General features: G+C 54.4%; 17 protein-coding genes and 2 tRNA genes. 15 read left to right on the plus strand and 4 right to left on the minus strand.

The window, feature by feature from the left end; genetic code table 11:
- From hflK to VN114_RS08000, 5 genes are all read left to right on the plus strand, one after another.
- The coding region (gene hflK, locus VN114_RS07980; RefSeq protein WP_325513725.1) for an FtsH protease activity modulator HflK at positions 1 to 1,184 on the plus strand (1,184 nt) is incomplete at its 5' end.
- On the plus strand, positions 1,184 to 2,062 hold the full coding sequence (gene hflC, locus VN114_RS07985; protein ID WP_325513727.1) for a protease modulator HflC: 879 nt from the start codon (positions 1,184 to 1,186) through the stop codon (positions 2,060 to 2,062). The genes hflK and hflC, both read left to right, overlap by 1 nt.
- Before the next feature lie 180 nt (positions 2,063 to 2,242).
- A complete protein-coding gene (locus tag VN114_RS07990) occupies positions 2,243 to 3,409 on the plus strand; it encodes an ATP phosphoribosyltransferase regulatory subunit (RefSeq protein WP_325513728.1) in 1,167 nt (388 codons plus the stop codon).
- Positions 3,410 to 3,412: 3 nt separating this feature from the next.
- Entirely contained in the window at positions 3,413 to 4,726 is a 1,314-nt protein-coding gene (locus VN114_RS07995) for an adenylosuccinate synthase (protein WP_325513730.1), read from the plus strand.
- Positions 4,727 to 4,731: 5 nt separating this feature from the next.
- On the plus strand, positions 4,732 to 5,292 hold the full coding sequence (locus tag VN114_RS08000; RefSeq protein ID WP_325513731.1) for a phosphoribosyltransferase: 561 nt from the start codon (positions 4,732 to 4,734) through the stop codon (positions 5,290 to 5,292).
- A 144-nt stretch (positions 5,293 to 5,436) separates the two neighbouring features.
- On the opposite strand, the gene VN114_RS08005 is transcribed toward VN114_RS08000, so the two are convergent.
- A tRNA-Leu gene (locus VN114_RS08005) sits at positions 5,437 to 5,521 on the minus strand.
- 154 nt (positions 5,522 to 5,675) lie between these two features.
- Here VN114_RS08005 and rnr point away from each other — a divergent pair.
- From rnr to VN114_RS08025, 4 genes are all read left to right on the plus strand, one after another.
- On the plus strand, positions 5,676 to 8,123 hold the full coding sequence (gene rnr, locus VN114_RS08010) for a ribonuclease R (RefSeq protein WP_325513732.1): 2,448 nt from the start codon (positions 5,676 to 5,678) through the stop codon (positions 8,121 to 8,123).
- 3 nt (positions 8,124 to 8,126) lie between these two features.
- A complete protein-coding gene (gene rlmB, locus VN114_RS08015; RefSeq protein WP_325513734.1) occupies positions 8,127 to 8,870 on the plus strand; it encodes a 23S rRNA (guanosine(2251)-2'-O)-methyltransferase RlmB in 744 nt (247 codons plus the stop codon).
- 99 nt (positions 8,871 to 8,969) lie between these two features.
- Positions 8,970 to 9,716, plus strand: a complete 747-nt coding sequence (gene cysE, locus VN114_RS08020; RefSeq protein WP_325513735.1) for a serine O-acetyltransferase — start codon at positions 8,970 to 8,972, stop codon at positions 9,714 to 9,716.
- A gap of 5 nt (positions 9,717 to 9,721) precedes the next feature.
- Entirely contained in the window at positions 9,722 to 10,423 is a 702-nt protein-coding gene (locus VN114_RS08025; RefSeq protein ID WP_325513736.1) for a YceH family protein, read from the plus strand.
- Positions 10,424 to 10,459: 36 nt separating this feature from the next.
- Here the strand turns inward: VN114_RS08025 and VN114_RS08030 are convergent, their stop codons facing one another.
- From VN114_RS08030 to VN114_RS08040, 3 genes are read right to left on the minus strand one after another with little or no spacing between them, the layout of a single operon-like run.
- Positions 10,460 to 11,251 carry a UDP-2,3-diacylglucosamine diphosphatase gene (locus tag VN114_RS08030; RefSeq protein WP_325513738.1) on the minus strand — a complete coding sequence of 264 codons (792 nt, stop codon included), beginning with the start codon at positions 11,249 to 11,251 and terminating at the stop codon, positions 10,460 to 10,462.
- Positions 11,252 to 11,265: 14 nt separating this feature from the next.
- On the minus strand, positions 11,266 to 11,754 hold the full coding sequence (locus VN114_RS08035; RefSeq protein ID WP_325513739.1) for a peptidylprolyl isomerase: 489 nt from the start codon (positions 11,752 to 11,754) through the stop codon (positions 11,266 to 11,268).
- A gap of 46 nt (positions 11,755 to 11,800) precedes the next feature.
- On the minus strand, positions 11,801 to 12,379 hold the full coding sequence (locus VN114_RS08040) for a peptidylprolyl isomerase (RefSeq protein ID WP_325513740.1): 579 nt from the start codon (positions 12,377 to 12,379) through the stop codon (positions 11,801 to 11,803).
- Positions 12,380 to 12,735: 356 nt separating this feature from the next.
- Between VN114_RS08040 and cysS the strand changes: the two genes are divergently transcribed.
- From cysS to VN114_RS08070, 6 genes are all read left to right on the plus strand, one after another.
- On the plus strand, positions 12,736 to 14,130 hold the full coding sequence (gene cysS, locus VN114_RS08045; RefSeq protein ID WP_325513742.1) for a cysteine--tRNA ligase: 1,395 nt from the start codon (positions 12,736 to 12,738) through the stop codon (positions 14,128 to 14,130).
- 5 nt (positions 14,131 to 14,135) lie between these two features.
- Positions 14,136 to 14,783, plus strand: coding sequence for a DNA-3-methyladenine glycosylase (locus tag VN114_RS08050; RefSeq protein WP_325513743.1), 648 nt, complete (start codon positions 14,136 to 14,138; stop codon positions 14,781 to 14,783).
- A 63-nt stretch (positions 14,784 to 14,846) separates the two neighbouring features.
- Complete coding sequence (locus VN114_RS08055) at positions 14,847 to 15,821, plus strand: acetyl-CoA carboxylase carboxyltransferase subunit alpha (RefSeq protein ID WP_325513745.1); 975 nt, start codon at positions 14,847 to 14,849, stop codon at positions 15,819 to 15,821.
- 3 nt (positions 15,822 to 15,824) lie between these two features.
- A complete protein-coding gene (tilS, locus tag VN114_RS08060) occupies positions 15,825 to 17,234 on the plus strand; it encodes a tRNA lysidine(34) synthetase TilS (RefSeq protein ID WP_325513746.1) in 1,410 nt (469 codons plus the stop codon).
- 143 nt (positions 17,235 to 17,377) lie between these two features.
- A complete protein-coding gene (locus VN114_RS08065) occupies positions 17,378 to 18,631 on the plus strand; it encodes an aspartate kinase (protein ID WP_325513748.1) in 1,254 nt (417 codons plus the stop codon).
- A 97-nt stretch (positions 18,632 to 18,728) separates the two neighbouring features.
- A tRNA-Ser gene (locus tag VN114_RS08070) sits at positions 18,729 to 18,822 on the plus strand.
- Position 18,823: the final 1 nt, after the last annotated feature.

Below are 18,823 nucleotides of genomic sequence, written 5' to 3' on the forward strand. Positions count from 1 at the left end.
GGGATTTCAACCAGCGTCTGAGCAACCTGTTCGGCAACCGCAAGACGGGCGGCGGCGGTGGCGGGAATGATTCGGGCGACGGCAATAAATTCACTCCGGATATGCGTGGCGCCGGTATTGGCGCTGCCGTTATCGCCGTAATCGTTGCATTCCTGTGGCTGGTCAGCGGCTTTTTCATTGTGCAAGAAGGCCAGACCGGTGTGGTCATGACGTTCGGAAAATACAGCCACATGACGCAATCCGGTTTCAACTGGCGCTGGCCGGCACCGATTCAGCGACATGAAATCGTCAATGTCTCGCAGGTGCGTACGGTGGAAGTCGGCTACCGCGGGAATACCAAGAACAAACAGCCGCAGGAATCCCTGATGTTGACCGAGGACGAAAACATTGTTGATATCCAGTTCGCGGTTCAATACACATTGAAGAACGCGTCCGACTGGGTGTTCAACAATCGCGAGCAGGACGAAATGATCAAGCAGGTCGCGGAAACCTCCATTCGTGAAGTTGTCGGTCGCAGCAAAATGGACTTCATTCTGTACGAAGGTCGTGAAAAAGTAGCACTCGATACCAGTCAACTGATGCAGAAAATCGTCGACCAATACAAGGCGGGCGTCCAGATTACCAATGTAACGATGCAGGGTGTGCAGCCGCCTGAACAGGTGCAGGCATCCTTTGACGATGCAGTAAAGGCGGGCCAGGATCGCGAACGGCAAAAGAACGAAGGGCAGGCATATGCAAACGATGTCATTCCACGTGCACGCGGTACCGCTTCGCGTTTGCTGCAGGAATCGGAAGCCTACCGTTCCAGCGTGATTGCCAATGCAGAGGGTGAAGCGGCACGCTTCAAGCAGGTTTATGCTGAGTATCAAAAGGCACCGGCCGTGACAAGAGACAGGATGTATCTCGATACGATGCAGAAAATATTCGCAAGCACGACGAAGGTTATGGTTGATACGAAGAACAGCAATAACCTGATTTCCCTGCCGCTCGACAAGCTGGTTTCGCAATCTGCACAGTTGCCGGTGCCGGTACCGGCACCGGCGGGACAATCACAAACAGGTTCGGCAATACCTCCGGGCGCCGCTTCGGCAGTGATACGAAACGATCAATCTTCATTGGAGGCGCAGTTGCAACAAGATACTCGTTCGCGCGATGAACGCTCCCGTGATCGGGAGGCCCGATAATGAATCGCATGTTCTCTTATCTAATTGCGCTTGCGATTGCAGTCGTCCTCTTTTTCTCGACCATGTTTGTGGTCGATCAACGCCAGTATGCGATCGTATTCGCGCTGGGTGAAGTCAAGAGCGTGATCAAGGAACCTGGCCTGCATTTCAAATTGCCGCCACCGTTCCAGAATGTCCTTTTTCTCGATAAGCGCATCCTGACACTGGATACACCGGATGCTGACCGTTTTATTACCGCCGAGAAGAAAAATATTCTTGTCGATGCTTTCGTCAAATGGCGCATTACAGATCCGCGTTTGTATTTCGTCAGTTTCGGCGGTGACGAGCGCAGCGCGCAAAATCGCATGAATCAGATCGTCAAGGCATCGCTGAACGAGGAAATTACCAAACGTACGGTACGCGAAGTGATTTCCGGCGAGCGCGGCAAAGTGATGGATGGCATCCAGAAAAAAGTGTCGGACGAAGCCAAACAGATCGGTGTTGAAATCGTTGATGTCCGTTTGAAGCGCGTCGATTATGTCGATCAAATCAATAATTCGGTATTTGACCGGATGAAATCGGAGCGGGCTCGCGTGGCCAATGAATTGCGATCCACCGGTGCCGCAGAATCCGAAAAAATTCGTGCGGATGCAGACCGGCAGCGTACGGTAATTCTGGCGGAAGCCTATCGCGATGCAGAACAAGTGCGCGGCCAAGGTGACGCAAAAGCGTCGCAGATCTATGCTCAGGCATTTGGCCAAAATCCGGAGTTTTACAAGTTTTATCGGAGCCTCGAAGCCTATCGCGCGAGTTTCAAGACACGCAACGATACGCTCGTGATCGATCCGAATTCCGAGTTCTTTAAATACTTCAAGAATTCGGGTGCCGGCGCAAAGTAAGTGATGTCTGCGTACGCATGAGTAGCGAGGTTGTGAAAGTGCGTTGCGTTCAGTTTTCGCAATTAATGCGGTGATGCGTGCCGGTTGTTCGCCGATGTGATTGATATACGTTGGCGCGTCCGGTTTTCCTGTTGATCCGTATTCTTCGTTTCTTTTCCTGATCCTATTTCGTTTCCCGTCATGCCTAATTGGCTATTGCCTGAAAATATCGCCGATGTCTTGCCGTCTGAAGCCCGCAAGATTGAAGAATTGCGTCGCGCGATCATTGATCACTTCCATCTGTATGGCTATGAACTTGTCATGCCGCCGATGCTGGAGTATCTGGAGTCGCTTCTGGCTGGTGCGGGACAGGACGTTAACCTGCGCACGTTCAAACTGGTTGATCAGCTGTCCGGCCGCACGCTTGGTATTCGCGCCGACATGACGACGCAGGTTGCGCGCATTGACGCGCACTTGCTGAATCGTCCTTCGATTACACGTCTTTGCTATTCCGGCAGTGTGTTGCATACGCGTCCGAACGGCTTGCATGCGACACGTGAACCACTGCAGATCGGTGCAGAAATTTACGGCCATGCCGGACTTGAAGCGGATGCAGAAATCCAGGAACTGGCGTTGGCATCGCTGGCTCTGGCAGGTTTCAAGCATGTGCGTCTGGATCTTTGCCATGTCGGCATTCTGCGTGCGATTCTCCAGAACGACGCTGAGGCACAAAAGAATGAAGCAGCGCTTTATGCGGCTCTGCGTGCCAAGGATGTACCCGAGCTGGAGAAAATCACGGCTGGATATGCCGCAGAAACGCGGCGTGCCCTGTTGGCATTGCCCGGATTGTATGGCGACGCTTCGGTTATCGAGCGCGCCCGTAAGGTATTGCCGGAGTTGGCCGGAATCAAGCGTGCATTAAATGAACTGGAAGCACTGGCGAAGTTGGCGGATACGGTGAGCGTGACCATCGCCAGCGTGACGATTGATCTGGCAGATCTGGGCGGATATCAGTACGAGAGTGGCGCAATGTTTGCCATCTATGTCGCAGGCTTGCCGAATGCGGTGGCGCGTGGCGGTCGTTACGATCATGTGGGCGAAGCGTTTGGTCGTGCACGTCCGGCAACGGGTTTCTCGATGGATTTGCGCGAGCTTGCGCGCCTGCTGCCCGCCGCCGGAGCCAAGCGCGCCATTCGTGCGCCGTGGGGGCGGGATAACAAATTGCGTGAAACGATTGCATCGTTGCGCAAGGCCGGAGAAGTCGTGATTCACAGTCTGTCCGGCGACGAAAACGATCAGGATGAGTTCGAGTGCGATCGCGCGCTCGTGCTTGAGAATGGCAACTGGATTATCAAAAATTTAGGTTAAGTGATGTCTACAAAAAACATGGCAAAGAACGTCGTAGTTGTCGGTACCCAATGGGGCGACGAAGGCAAGGGCAAGATCGTCGACTGGCTGACCGACCATTCGCAAGGTGTGGTGCGCTTTCAGGGCGGCCATAACGCGGGCCATACGCTGGTCATCGGCGGCCACAAGACGGCATTGCAATTGATCCCGTCCGGCATCATGCGCGAAGGCGTGGCCTGCTATATCGGCAATGGTGTTGTACTGTCGGTGCCTGATCTGCTGCGCGAAATCGACAAACTGCAGGCGATTGGCGTTGAAGTGCCATCGCGTCTGAAGATTTCCGAAGCCTGTCCGATTATTCTGCCGTACCACACGGCGCTCGACGTTGCGCGCGAAGTGGCGCGTGGTGAAAACAAGATCGGCACGACCGGCAAGGGCATTGGCCCGGCCTACGAAGACAAGGTTGCGCGTCGCGCGATCCGCGTTGCGGATCTGCTCAATGAAAAACGTTTTGCAGAAAAACTGCTGGAAAATCTCGATTATCACAACTACGTTCTGACGCATTATCTGAAGGTTCAGGCAATCGATTATCAGAAGACGCTGGACGATGCGTTGGCTGATGTGCCGCGCCTGCGCCCGATGGTCGGCGATGTATCGAGTGCGTTGTATGCAGCGTTCAACAGCGGTTCCAGTCTCCTCTTCGAAGGCGCACAGGGCAGCCTGCTTGACGTCGATCACGGTACTTATCCATACGTTACGTCGAGTAACTGTGTTGCAGGCAATGCATCTACCGGTTCCGGCGTCGGTCCGGGCATGCTGCATTACATTCTCGGTATTACCAAGGCATACACAACGCGTGTCGGCTCAGGACCATTCCCGTCCGAACTGCCAACCGATCAAGGCATCGGCAAGCATCTGGCGACGGTGGGTCACGAATTTGGCACCGTCACGGGTCGTCCGCGTCGTTGCGGCTGGTTCGACGCCGCTTTGCTGAAGCGCTCGGTGCAGATCAATGGTGTTACCGGCATGTGTCTGACCAAACTGGATGTGCTGGACGGTGTTGAATCGCTGCGCCTGTGCACCGGCTACAAGATCAACGGCAAGACGGTGGATATCTTCCCTGTCGGTGCAGAAGAAGCGGCAGCATGCGAGCCGATTTACGAAGAAATGCCGGGCTGGAAAGAAAGCACTGTCGGTGCGAAATCGCTGGATGTGCTGCCGGCAAATGCACGTGCCTACATCAATCGTATCGAACAACTGGTCGGCGTGCCGATCGACATGATCTCGACCGGCCCTGACCGCGAAGAAACCATCGTTCTGCGTCATCCTTTCAAGTAAGAAAAATGGCGGCTGAAATGCGCGATGCCAGCGAATCGGATGCCGCCGATCTGTGGATCGCATGGGATGAATATCGCCATGCGATCGAGCGTCTGGCGTTGCTGGTGCACGAATCAGGATGGAAGTTCGACCAGATACTGTGTCTGGCGCGCGGGGGCTTGCGTCCAGGCGATATTTTTTCGCGTATCTTCGACGTCCCGCTAGCGATTCTTTCAACCAGCTCTTATCGTGAAGAAGCCGGCACAGCGCAAGGTGAACTCGATATCGCCAGACATATCACCATAAGCAAGGGAACGCTCGGTGGTCGAATCTTGTTGATTGACGATCTGGTCGATTCCGGAATTACGCTTGAACGTGTTCAGCGTCATCTGTCGGAACAGTTTTCCACAGTGACAAAGGTCAAGACAGCTGTCATCTGGTACAAGGCCTGTTCATCGGTTGTGCCGGATTTTTATCTCGAATATCTGCCAACTAATCCGTGGATTCATCAGCCGTTTGAAGAATATGATGGGTTGCGTGCGCATCAACTTGCGGCGCGCATGAAAGGCGATAAGCCGTTCAAATGAGGTAGATGGAATCGTGTCGCAGGGCGGTCACGATGGTCTGGCAACATCATCGTTGCAGAAAATATTAAGCCGGCGGATGAGACACGATAAACGTGAATCAGAAAAAGAAAAACCCGTTGACGAATCAACGGGTTTTTCAATGTTTGGTGCCCACGGAGGGACTCGAACCCCCACACCTTGCGGCACATGGACCTGAACCATGCGCGTCTACCAATTCCGCCACGTGGGCCTGCAATTGCAGAAAGATGAGAAGTATAACGGAAATCGGCGGGATGTCAATCGACGAATGCACGTAATTTGCACGTTTACCGACTTGTCATGCAAACATCGACGTCGTCCGTTACACTGACTTCGTTCCAATAACAATTTAACTGAAACAGCTTTTGAGCCAATACTCTTATACCATCCCCAGCCGCGAGGAAATTCTCGGCATCCTCCGCACTGCGACTGTTTCGCACGATGCGCCTTCCCTTGCAAAGGCGTTGAGCGTCAAGCCCGACGAAATGGAAGGGCTGATGCGACGTCTGAATGCGATGGAACGCGATGGGCAGATCAAGCCCGACCGCGCCGGCAATTATCAGCTTGCGCATTCTTCCAGCTTCATCGAAGGCCGAGTCAGCAGTCATCGTGACGGCTTCGGTTTCCTTATTCCTGACGATGCCAGCGCCGATATTTTTCTGCCTGAGAAAGAAATGCAGAAGGTGCTGCATGGTGATCGCGTTCAGGTTCGTATCATCGGCACGGATCGTCGCGGTCGTCCTGAAGGAACCATCGTTGAAGTTGTTGACCGCGCCAACACGCATGTGATCGGTCGTCTTCTCAATGAAAACGGTGTCTGGGTCGTTGCTCCAGAAGACAAGCGCATCGGCCAGGACATCATGCTCGCCGGTTCTCCCGGCAAGGCAAAAACCGGTCAGGTCGTCAGTGTTGAATTGACCGAACAACCGTCGCGTTTCAGCCAGCCTGTCGGCAAGATCGTTGAAGTACTGGGCGACATAGACGATCCCGGCATGGAGATCGAAATCGCCGTACGCAAATATGGTGTGCCGCACGAGTTCTCCGAAGAAGCAAAGAAGGCCGCAGCCAAGTTGCCAAGTGAAGTGCGTGCGGCGGATCTGACCGATCGTGTCGATTTGCGCGATGTGCCGCTGGTGACGATCGATGGTGAAGATGCACGCGACTTCGACGATGCCGTCTATTGCGAACCATGCAAAATCGGACGCGCTGACGGCTTTCGCTTGATCGTTGCCATCGCCGACGTCAGCAATTACGTCAAACCGAATGAAGCATTGGATGTCGATGCGCTGGAGCGCAGCACTTCGGTTTATTTTCCACGTCGTGTGATTCCGATGTTGCCGGAAAAGCTGTCGAATGGATTGTGCTCGCTGAATCCGGGCGTCGATCGCTTGACGCTGGTGTGCGACGCCGTGATCACGACCAAGGGCGAAATCAAGGCGTATCAGTTTTATCCGGCAGTCATTCACTCGGCCGCACGTCTGACCTATACGGAAGTTGCTGCCATTCTAGGCAATACGAAGGGTATTGAAGCAACCAGGCGTCCGAAGCTGGTGCCACATTTGCTGAATCTTTATTCGGTCTATCAGGCATTGTTGCAGGCACGTCATGCGCGTGGTGCTATCGATTTCGAAACGACCGAAACGTACATCGTCTGCAATGAAGTAGGCAAGATCGAACAGATCGTGCCGCGCACTCGCAATGAGGCGCACAAGCTGATCGAGGAATGCATGCTGGCAGCCAACGTTTGCGCTGCCGATTTGCTCGAGCGTCACAAACATCCGAGTCTGTATCGCGTCCATGCATTGCCGACAACGGAAAAGCTGAATCAGGTTCGTACATTCCTGAAGCAGCTCGGCCTGAATCTTGGTGGCGGTGACAAGCCGGCCGCCTCCGATTATGCAGAGCTGATGACGAAGATCAAGACACGTCCCGATGCGCTGCTGTTGCAGACGATGTTGCTGCGTTCGATGCAACAGGCTGTCTACAGCCCGGACAATATCGGCCACTTCGGTTTGTCGTATGAGGCGTATGCACACTTCACCAGCCCGATTCGTCGCTATCCGGATCTGCTTACACATCGTGCGATCAAGGCAATTCTGCAAGGCAAGCGTTATACGCCGAAAGGTATCGACACCAGCGTGTTGAACACGATGCTGTCGCCGGCTGCACGGCGGAAGAACGCGCTGGACAAGGCAGAAGGAAAACAGAAGGAAAAAGCGGAAGGCGATCTCGCAATCTGGGAAGCGCTCGGCATTCATTGCTCGGCCAACGAACGTCGTGCCGATGAAGCGTCACGCGACGTTGAGGCATGGCTCAAGTGCTATTTCATTCGCGACAAGCTGGGTGAAGAATTTACCGGAACGATTGCGGGTGTGGCGGGATTCGGCATATTCGTGCAGCTCGATGCGTTGTACATCGAAGGCATGGTGCACGTCACCGAACTGGGCGCGGATCACTTCAAATTCGATGAGGCGCGGCACGAATTGCGTGGTGAGCGCACTGGCATTCGATATCAGCTAACTGATCGGGTAACGGTGCAAGTCAGTCGCGTCGATCTCGATGCTCGCAAGATCGATTTGCGCCTCGTCAATGAGCCGGGCATTCGCACCGTATTGAAGAACGAAGCGCGTCGTGCCGATGCGGAACATGAGTCGCGCTCCGGCAACGGGACAAAGAAAACGGGAAAAGCCGCGGCCACGAAATCGACAGCGACACCGGCTCCTGCAAAAAAGGCGAAAGCCAAACGCGCACCGACCACGCCGCGCAAGCAACGCGCTCCTGCAGCGCCTAGATCAGGCAAGAAGAAAAGATAAACAATGAAGAGCAAGATGATTTTCGGCTTCCACGCCGTAACGGCGCGTCTGCGCCACGAAGCCTCTTCGATAGAAGAAATTTACATTGACGCAGATCGTCGTGATCCGCGCATGAAGGAACTGATTCGCGCCATTCAGGGCGCCAACGTCCGCATGATTCAAGCCGACGATGCGCGACTGAACGCCATTGTTGGTACGCGCCGTCATCAAGGCGTCGTCGCCAAGGCTGGCGAGATATCGTTGGCACGCAATCTGGATGAACTGCTGGATGCGATCGACGGTCCGCCATTGCTGCTTGTGCTGGACGGCATTACCGACCCGCATAACCTTGGCGCATGCCTGCGTGTGGCCGATGGCGTCGGCGCGCACGCGGTGATTGCACCAAAGGACAGGGCGGTGGGGCTGAATGCGACGGCTGCCAAGGTTGCCAGCGGTGCGGCAGACACCGTGCCGTATATCACGGTGACGAATCTGGCACGGACGCTACGTGAACTCAAGGAGCGCGAGATTTTGCTCATCGGCACGACCGACGATGCAGAAAAAGGTTTGTACGAAGCAGACTTTTCCGGCCCGGCAGCTCTTGTCATGGGCTCGGAAGGCGAAGGTATGCGCCGTTTGACGCGCGAAACCTGCGATGTCCTGGTCGGCATCCCGATGTTCGGTTCCGTCGAGAGCCTGAATGTGTCGGTAGCCTCCGGTGTCTGCCTCTATGAGGCACGCCGCCAGCGCATTGCTGCGGGGCGTTAGATGGAAAACGGATCAGGCTTCCTGTCTGGTCCGCAGCATTCATGATCGGCCATAACAGGCTACACTTGCGTCTCTACGCATCTTTTGCATTATTTATCCATGTTCAGTCGTATTCGCGAAGATATCGCCAACATCATGACGCGCGATCCTGCCGCCCGCAGCGCGTGGGAAGTCATTACCTGCTATCCGGGCTTTCACGCGATTGTCATGCATCGCTGGGCGCACTGGTTCTGGACGCATGATTTCAAATGGCTTGGACGTTTTACTTCGCATATCTCGCGTGGTCTGACCGGCATTGAAATTCATCCGGGTGCCACGATAGGCCGTCGTGTTTTCATCGATCACGGTTTTGGTGTCGTGATCGGCGAAACGGCCGAGGTTGGTGACGACTGCACGATCTATCAAGGCGTGACATTAGGCGGCACGTCGTTGAGCAAGGGTGCCAAACGCCATCCTACACTTGCCCGCAATGTCATCATCGGTGCCGGTGCACAAGTACTGGGTTCGTTTACCGTGGGTGAAGGAGCCAAGATTGGTTCCAATGCCGTCGTCGTCAAGGAAATACCGGCAGGTGCGACTGCGGTCGGCAATCCTGCGCGCATCATTCTGAAGGAAGCGAATGCGCGCGATGAAGCGGCAGCACGCATGTTTGCCGCCTACGGAGTTACGCCGAATGGCGACGATCCTCTCTCCAAGGCGTTGCATGGCTTGATCGATAACGCTGCCACTCAGGAGCATCAGATCGAGAAAATTCTTGCCGCGTTGAAGTGCGCAGGAATTGGCTGCGAAACGCTGACCTCTGTCGAAAAGTTTGATCCCGAGCAGCTCAACAAGCTGGTCGAATAGCCTCGATGGATCACGAAAACACGCAGGCGCCGCTTGAAGAGTCGGCAGCAATCGTTCAGGATTTGCTTGATCCTCGTGAATTGCGCGTTCTCGCAGTTCTGGCCGAAAAGGAAGCGCTGACACCCGACAGCTATCCGCTCTCGCTGAACGCATTAGTGAACGGCTGCAATCAATTGTCGAGCCGTGATCCTGTGATGACGTTGAGCGAATCGGACGTGCAGCAGACATTGCAGCGTCTGATCGCGGAAAAATTTATTGCGGAGGTTAATCAGGCTGGAGCGCGTGTCGCAAAGTATCAGCACAGGCTCCGCGTTAAATGGTCACTGGAGCAGGACAAGCTGGCCGTCCTGACAATCCTGATGTTACGTGGCGTGCAAACGGCGGGCGAGATTCGCGCACGGAGCGGTCGCTTGCATGAGTTTGCTTCGTTGATCGAGGTGGAAACCTGCCTGCAATTTTTGATCGACAAATATCCGCCACTGGTTGCTCGACTTGCACGTGCCCCCGGGACCAAGGAAGTGCGTTATGCACATCTGTTGTCCGGATCTGTTTCGTCGAGCGATGACCTCGCCGCTTCGCACGGTCAAACATCAAGCACTTCCAGAAGCGACCGTATTGCACAGCTGGAAGAGGAAGTGTCCTTGTTACGCGAAGAGGTTGCCGGGTTGAAGGAACAGTTCCGGCAATTCAAGCAGCAATTTGAATAGCCTGGCTTGCCGTACCAGAAACGGTCTTTGCCAAGATCAGTCTTCTATTTCTTCACCATCCATCCGGAAGCGCTTGATCGTTCCTTGGATATCAATCGCCAGCCAGTCGCCTCGTGGCGTCCCGTGATCCAGATCCCAATCGGAAAGCACATAACGAACACGCGACGTTTGCACGTCTTTTGAATGCGTGTGTTTCGCGGGACGATGCGTATGACCGTGAATCATGGTCGTCACTTCGGTACGATCGAACAGGGAAGTGATTGCGGCTTCATTGACGTCGGTAATTTCGTAGGATTTGCCTTTTTGCGCATCGCGGCTACCGGCGCGTAATTTCTCGACAATTTCCTTGCGCTGGGCGAGTGGCAACGCAAGAAAATTCCGTTGCCATTCTTGCTGCCTTACCTGCGCGCGAAATTGCATGTAGGCCTCGTCGTCGGTACACCAGGCGTCGCCATGTGTAAGAGCGATTCGATGATTGGCGATGGAGACGACAAACGGATCGGGTAGCAGCGTCAAACCAGCGGTTTGCGCAAATTGCTCTCCAACCAGAAAGTCGCGATTGCCTGCCATCCAGAATATGGTCGTGCCACCGTCGCTGATTTTCCGGATTTCTTCGACGACCTGGCGATGATAAGGATCATCGATATCGTCGTCACCGGCCCAGGCTTCGAAAATATCTCCCAGCAAATACAACCGCGAAGCGTGCGCGGCATGACGATGGAGAAAATCGAAGAATGCCTGCGTCGTGCGCGGCATGTCGGCCTGCAGATGCAGGTCGGAAATAAAAAGCGCAGCCACATCAGGCTGCGCTTGTTTCGATACATTCATGCGAATCGCGGCACTTAGACGACTTCGGCTTTCTCGATGACGACGTCTTCAACCGGCACATCGGCAAACATGCCGCTACGGGTCGTTTTGACGGATTTGATCTTGTCGACAACATCGGTGCCGTCAGTGACTTTGCCGAATACGCAGTAGCCCCAGCCGTCCTGACCCGGATAATCAAGGAAGCTATTGTCGTTGACGTTGATGAAGAACTGCGCCGATGCCGAATGCGGGTCGGACGTGCGCGCCATTGCCAGCGTATACATGCCATTCTTGAGGCCGTTCTTGGCTTCGTTTTCTACCGGTGCATTGGTCGGTTTCTGTTTCATGCCGGGTTCGAAACCGCCGCCTTGAACCATGAAACCGTCGATGACACGATGAAAAATCGTGCCGGCATAATGGCCGGAGTTGACGTAGGCGAGGAAGTTTTCCACGGTCTTCGGCGCTTTTTCTGCGTCGAGTTCGATTGTGATGTTGCCGTGGTTGGTGGTGAGAATGACAGCCATGATATTCCTTCGTATAGACGTGAGATGAAACGTAAGATGAGTGAAATTAATTAAGAACGGTCGCCGATTCAATGATGATCGGTTGAGCGGGTACGTCCGAATAAGGACCGGCGTTACCGGTTTTTACCTGCTTGATCTTGTCGACGACTTCCGTTCCCTTGACGACCTTGCCAAATACGGCGTAACCCCAACCATCCTGACCAGGATAATTCAGGAAAGCATTGTCGCGGGTATTGATGAAGAATTGTGCGGTAGCTGATTGCGGAGCCTGGGTCCGCGCCATGGCGATGGTATACGCATCATTGCGCAGGCCGTTCTTCGCCTCATTCTTGATAGGTGCGCGGGCCGGCTTCTCCTGCATGTTGGCGGTAAATCCACCGCCCTGGATCATGAAGCTGCTGATCACCCGATGAAAAATCGTACCGTTGTACTGACCGCTTTTCACATATTGCAGGAAGTTCTCGGTGGAAATCGGTGCTTTTTCCTGATTCAATTCCAGCACGATGTCGCCCATATTGGTCTTGAGCAAAACCTGCGGTGCGCCAGCAGCCTGGGCCAGATGAAAGAAGGACGACAACGACAGCGCGGCGGCTGCGGTCAGGATGCAACGGCGGAAAAATTTCATTCTGGTTCCTGTTCAAAATTTGAATTGGATGATGACGGAGAAAACTGTTTATCGCACAGAGATGCTGCACCATGCAAGCCGGGCAGAAAGTTGCAGGAACTGTTGCGCTGGCATATCATGCCGTCCCGCTTGTGACCTTGCCTGGCCGGCTGCGTCGTGCAGATTTCGACTGTGTCGCCGCGAGGTCGGGGCGGTTTTCATCAATGCTATACTGCCGCGAAAACGTGCATTTTATCAAAAAGAAGTATGACAAAGTGTTTGGCAAACCTGTCGCACCGTGCTCCGGAACGTCGTTGCGAACGCAAACGGCAAGGCACGTCCAGCTTGTGACAAATTCCTGACCGACACACACATTCATGAGTTCCCTGAAGATCTACAACACGTTGGCGCGCGAAAAGCAGCCGTTCACGCCGATCGATCCTGGTAAGGTTCGCATGTACGTCTGCGGCATGACGGTCTACGACTATTGCCACATCGGTCATGCGCGCGTGATGGTGGTGTTCGATCTGGTCCAGCGCTGGTTGCGTCAATCAGGCTACGAAGTGACCTATGTCCGCAACATTACCGACATCGACGACAAGATCATCAAGCGCGCAGCAGAAAACGGGGAAACGATTTCGCAACTGACGCAGCGCTTCATCGACGCCATGGACGAAGATGCTGCGGCGTTGGGCGTGCAGAAACCGGACCACGAACCGCGCGCGACTGCCTACGTGCCGCAGATGCTCGGCTTGATCGAAGCGCTGGAAAAGAATGGCCTTGCATATAAGGCGACGGACGGCGACGTCAATTATTCTGTTCGCGATTTTCCCGGTTACGGCAAACTGTCCGGCAAGTCGCTGGAAGATTTGCGTGCCGGCGAACGCGTCGACGTGAATACCGGAAAGCGTGATCCACTGGATTTCGTCCTGTGGAAATCGTCGAAAGAATCCGAACCGGAAGAAGTGAAGTGGCAATCGAAGTGGGGCAGTGGCCGTCCAGGTTGGCATATCGAATGTTCGGCAATGGCGTGCGAGCTGCTGGGTGAACAATTCGATATTCATGGCGGCGGCGCAGATTTGCAATTTCCGCACCACGAAAACGAGATTGCCCAATCCGAAGGAGCAAGCGGGCAATCGTTCGTCAACTACTGGATGCACAACGGTTTTGTGCGTGTCGATAATGAAAAAATGTCGAAATCGCTGGGCAATTTCTTCACGATTCGTGAAGTGCTGGCGAAATACGATGCGGAAGTCGTGCGCTTCTTTATCCTGCGTGCCCACTATCGTAGTCAGTTGAATTACTCCGACGCGCATCTGGATGACGCGCGCAATGCATTGACCCGCATGTACACCGCCTTGAAAGAGGTGACGCCGGATGCATCGCCTCTGGATATGTCGGAAGCGCATGCCGTTCGCTTTGCCGAAGCGATGAACGATGATTTCAATACGCCGCTGGCAGTCGCTGTCCTGTTCGAACTGACCAACGAAGTCAACAAGACGAAATCCGTAGCGCTGGCGCGTCAACTGGTCGGTCTGGCTGGTATAGTCGGCCTTTTGCAGCGCGCGCCGCAGCAATTCCTGCGTGCCGGACTGGCCAATGCAGATGATGGCGATCTGGAAACATTCGTCGCAGAACAGATTGCAGCACGCGTCGATGCAAAGAGGGCAAGAAATTTTGCCGAAGCGGACCGGATTCGCGCGGCGTTGCTGGAAAAAGGCATCGTTCTGGAAGACAAGCCGGGTGGTTTGACTGAATGGCGAAGGGCATAAGCCGCATGGGGAAACTGATTGTCGCCGAGGAAACACGCATCCTGCCGCCATACTGGGAGGAAGCGAAGGTCGAACTGATGAAACGCGACCGGATTCTGCGCAAGCTGATTCCGCAATTCGGCGATCTGCATTTGGTCAGCCGTGGCGAACCGTTCTCGACACTTGCACGTTCCATCATCGGTCAGCAGATTTCCGTCAAGGCCGCTGACAGTGTCTGGCAACGATTCCTGGAAGTTTGTCCAAAATGCACGCCGGCACAGGTGCTCCGCGCTGGAGAGAAGCTCTCGACCTGTGGATTATCCAAACGCAAGGCAGAGTACATTCTCGATCTGGCCGACCATTTCAAGGCAAAACGTGTCAATTGTGACAAGTGGGCCGACATGGACGACGAGGATGTCATTGCCGAATTGATCCAGATTCGCGGCATCGGACGCTGGACAGCAGAGATGTTTTTGATATTTAATCTGCTCCGACCGAATATTCTGCCGCTGGACGACGCTGGTCTGCTGGCAGGCATCAGCCATAATTATTTTTCAGGCGAGCCGGTTTCGCGCAGTGATGCGCGTGAAGTGGCCGCCAACTGGGAACCATATCGTACCGTTGCAACCTGGTACCTGTGGCGCAGTCTTGAGCCGGTACCGGTCGCGTATTAAACAGATACGAACGATACGCAACGATACAATCAGCCATCTCGTGTTGAATCAGAAGGGTGCACGATGAGTAAAACGACTTTCCTCGGCTTTGAACAGCCGATTGCAGAACTCGATTCCAAGATCGAGGAGTTGCGCTTTGTGCAGGACGATTCCGCTGTCGATATTTCGGAAGAAATTGATCGCCTGTCGAAGAAAAGCCAGCAACTGACGAAGGATATCTACGCCAAGCTGACACCATGGCAGGTATCGCAAATTGCGCGTCATCCGCAACGTCCGTACACGATGGACTACGTGAACGAAATCTTCACGGATTTCCATGAGTTGCATGGCGATCGCTCGTATGCAGACGATCTGTCTATTGTCGGTGGTCTCGCACGTTTCAATGGCATGCCTTGCATGGTGATCGGTCATCAAAAGGGGCGTGATACCAAGGAACGCAGCATGCGCAATTTCGGCATGCCGAAACCAGAAGGTTATCGCAAGGCGATGCGCCTGATGAAAGTCGCCGAGAAGTTCGGCCTGCCGATCTTCACCTTTGTCGATACGCCCGGTGCCTTTCCAGGGATTGATGCGGAAGAGCGTGGTCAGTCGGAAGCAATCGGTCACAATCTTTATGTGATGGCGGAACTGAAAGTGCCGCTGATTGCCACCATCATCGGTGAAGGCGGTTCGGGCGGCGCGCTGGCAATTGCAGTTGGCGATGCGGTGTTGATGCTGCAGTATTCGACGTACTCGGTGATTTCGCCGGAAGGTTGCGCGTCGATTCTGTGGAAATCCGCAGAGCGTGCCTCTGATGCGGCAGAAGCGTTGGGTTTGACGGCGCATCGTTTGAAGGCAATGGGCTTGATCGACAAGATCATCAATGAACCGTTGGGTGGTGCGCATCGCGATCCGAAGCAGATGGCAGCATTCGTCAAACGCGCACTGGCCGATACGCTGCGTCAGTTCCAGGGTATGAAAACCAAGGACCTGCTGGCTGCACGCCACGAAAAGCTGATGAGCTACGGCAAATTCAAGGAACTGAATACACCGGAATGATGCGTGACAACTAAACAGATTCCGTCGCTGCAACAGGAATTCGAACGCGCGTTAGGGGAAATCCGGACGCGCGTTTCTCTTTGTACGACCGGCCTTGAGCGTTTCGATTTGGAACGAATTGCCGTCGCGTATAGCGGCGGTCTGGATTCCGCCGTGTTGTTGTCCTTGCTGCAAACGTACGCGGCACAACATCAACTGCAACTGTTCGCTTTCCATGTACATCACGGCTTGAGTCCGAATGCGGATCAATGGCTTGAACACTGCGAGGCACAATGTGGAGAAGGTGTCACATTCGACGCGCGCCGTATTCAGCTCGAACGCGCGGATAAGAATGGCATCGAGGAAGCGGCGCGTCACAGTCGTTATGCTGCATTGGGCGAGATGTGTCTTACGCATCGTGTTCCCTTGCTGCTGACGGCTCATCATCAGGATGATCAGGCGGAAACGGTGCTGCTGCAATTGCTGCGCGGTTCTGGAGTGGCTGGCCTGTCGGGAATGGATAAAGCCAATCACGCTGCCGATCTGCTTGGCGATTCGATGTTGCTGATGGGACGTCCGCTCCTGCAATCGGCGCGTACCGATCTGGAAGCATGGGCTAATGAGCATGCGATCGATTTTGTCGAAGACGAATCGAATGCCGATACACGCTATGCACGGAATGCATTGCGGCATCAGGTAATGCCCGTGTTGGCGCGGCATTTCCCCGGTTTTCAACAGCGGTTTGCGCGTACGGCGCAACATGCGCAATCAGCGCAACGATTGCTAGTCGAGTTGGCAGCGCAGGATCTGGCGGCATGCCTTGACGGAGATTGTCTTGATGTGACGAAGCTGGAACAGTTTGGTACCGATCGCGTGGATAACATGTTGCGCTACTGGTTCGGATCGCGCGGTATCCGCATGCCGTCGACTGCATGGCTGAACGAGATGCGGACGCAATTGTTCGAGGCCAAGCACGATGCGCAGTTGTGCGTGACGCATGCAGATTGCCATATTCGCCGACATCGCAATCTGGTCTTCATCACGCCGAAGCTGGATCCGGCGGTATTGGAACAGACGCCGGTAACGTTCAATTGGAATGGCGAGTCTTCGCTGCACTTTGCCGAATTCTCCGGCACGTTGTATTTTGAAACGGCGGAGCAGGGTATTGATATTGGCTGGTTAGCTGAACGGCAATTGACGATCGCTTTGCGCAGCGGGGGCGAACGGCTCAAGCTTGCTTGGAATCGCCCGACACGCAATCTGAAGGTTCATTACCAGGCGTGTGACGTTCCGGCGTGGGAGCGTGAACGTTTGCCGTTGGTATTTGCGGGCGGGCAATTACTGTTTGCTGCGGGTGTCGGCATGGATTGTCATGCATTCGCCACTGAACCCGGCGTACGGGTCGGGTTTCGTTGGGAATTCGACTCGGTGTGACGCAGGTTCATCGGACAATTTTGCTGATCGATTTGATAAGCAGGAAAACGGCGAAAGCCATTGCCGGACTTGTCATTCTGCCCGTCAGGCTGTAAAGTCGAGGGTTGATTTTTCGGCTTCCTTTTTCAAGCGCATTCTTCCCTATGGCATTAATCGTTCACAAATACGGCGGCACGTCGATGGGCTCTACCGAGCGCATCAAGAATGTTGCCAGACGCGTTGCCAAATGGCACGACGCCGGTTATCAAATCATCGTTGTGCCGTCGGCCATGTCCGGCGAAACCAACCGCCTGATCGGATTGGCCAAGGAGTTGATGCCGCAACCCGATCCGCGCGAACTGGACATGCTGGCATCGACCGGTGAACAGGTTTCGGTCGCGTTGTTGTCGATGGCGCTGCAGGCGATCGGCAAGGAGGCAGTGTCGTATGCCGGCTGGCAAGTTGCGATCAAGACCGACTCCGCTTTCACGAAGGCGCGTATTCAGTCGATCGACGATATCAAGGTGAAAAAAGATCTGGATGCAGGACGCATCGTGATCATCACCGGCTTCCAGGGCATGGACGACGACAACAACATTACGACGCTTGGCCGCGGTGGTTCCGACACATCCGCAGTTGCTGTAGCCGTTGCGATGAAGGCGCAGGAATGTCTGATCTATACAGACGTCGATGGCGTCTATACGACCGATCCGCGTGTGGTTTCGGAAGCGCGCCGCCTGAATACCGTCACATTTGAAGAGATGCTTGAAATGGCATCGCTGGGTTCAAAAGTGCTGCAGATTCGCTCTGTCGAGTTTGCCGGCAACTACAAGATGCCGACGCGTGTACTGTCGTCGCTGACCGACCCCATGATGTCGCTGGAAGAGGAGGCAAAGTCCGGCACACTGATTTCGTTTGAGGAAGATATACATATGGAACAAGCCGCTATCACCGGTATTGCATTCAATCGCGATGAAGCGAAGATCACCGTACTCGGCGTGCCGGATCGTCCAGGCATCGCTTACCAGATTCTTGGTCCGGTCGCGAACGCAAACATCGAAGTCGACATGATCATCCAGAACCAGTCTGTGGATGGTAAAACCGATTTCACGTTCACAGTTCCGCGCGGCGATTATGCCAAGGCGATCGACCTGCTTAATGACAGTGTCAAAGGCCATATCGGCGCAGCCAGCATTCAGGGCGATACAAAAGTATCGAAAGTTTCCGTCGTCGGCGTCGGCATGCGCAGCCATGTTGGCATCGCCTCGCAGATGTTCCGTACGTTGTCTGAAGAGGGTATCAATATCCAGATGATTTCCACATCGGAGATCAAGATCTCCGTGCTGATCGACGAGAAGTACATGGAACTGGCAGTGCGCGCGCTGCACAAGACTTTTGATCTGGAAAAGAGCAATTAAGTCCGATTCATGTGCATCGTCCGGTTGACCGGACATGCTCGAAAAGTTATGATGCTGGACCTTGCGATGGCGTGTTGGTTACGTTGTTGAAGTATGTGGAGACGTGGCCGAGTGGTCGAAGGCACTTCCCTGCTAAGGAAGCATATGGGCTTAAACCTGTATCGAGGGTTCGAATCCCTCCGTCTCCGCCAA

Origin of the sequence: Oxalicibacterium sp. (genome assembly GCF_035565035.1) — a bacterium.
Taxonomy (GTDB): domain Bacteria; phylum Pseudomonadota; class Gammaproteobacteria; order Burkholderiales; family Burkholderiaceae_D; genus Oxalicibacterium.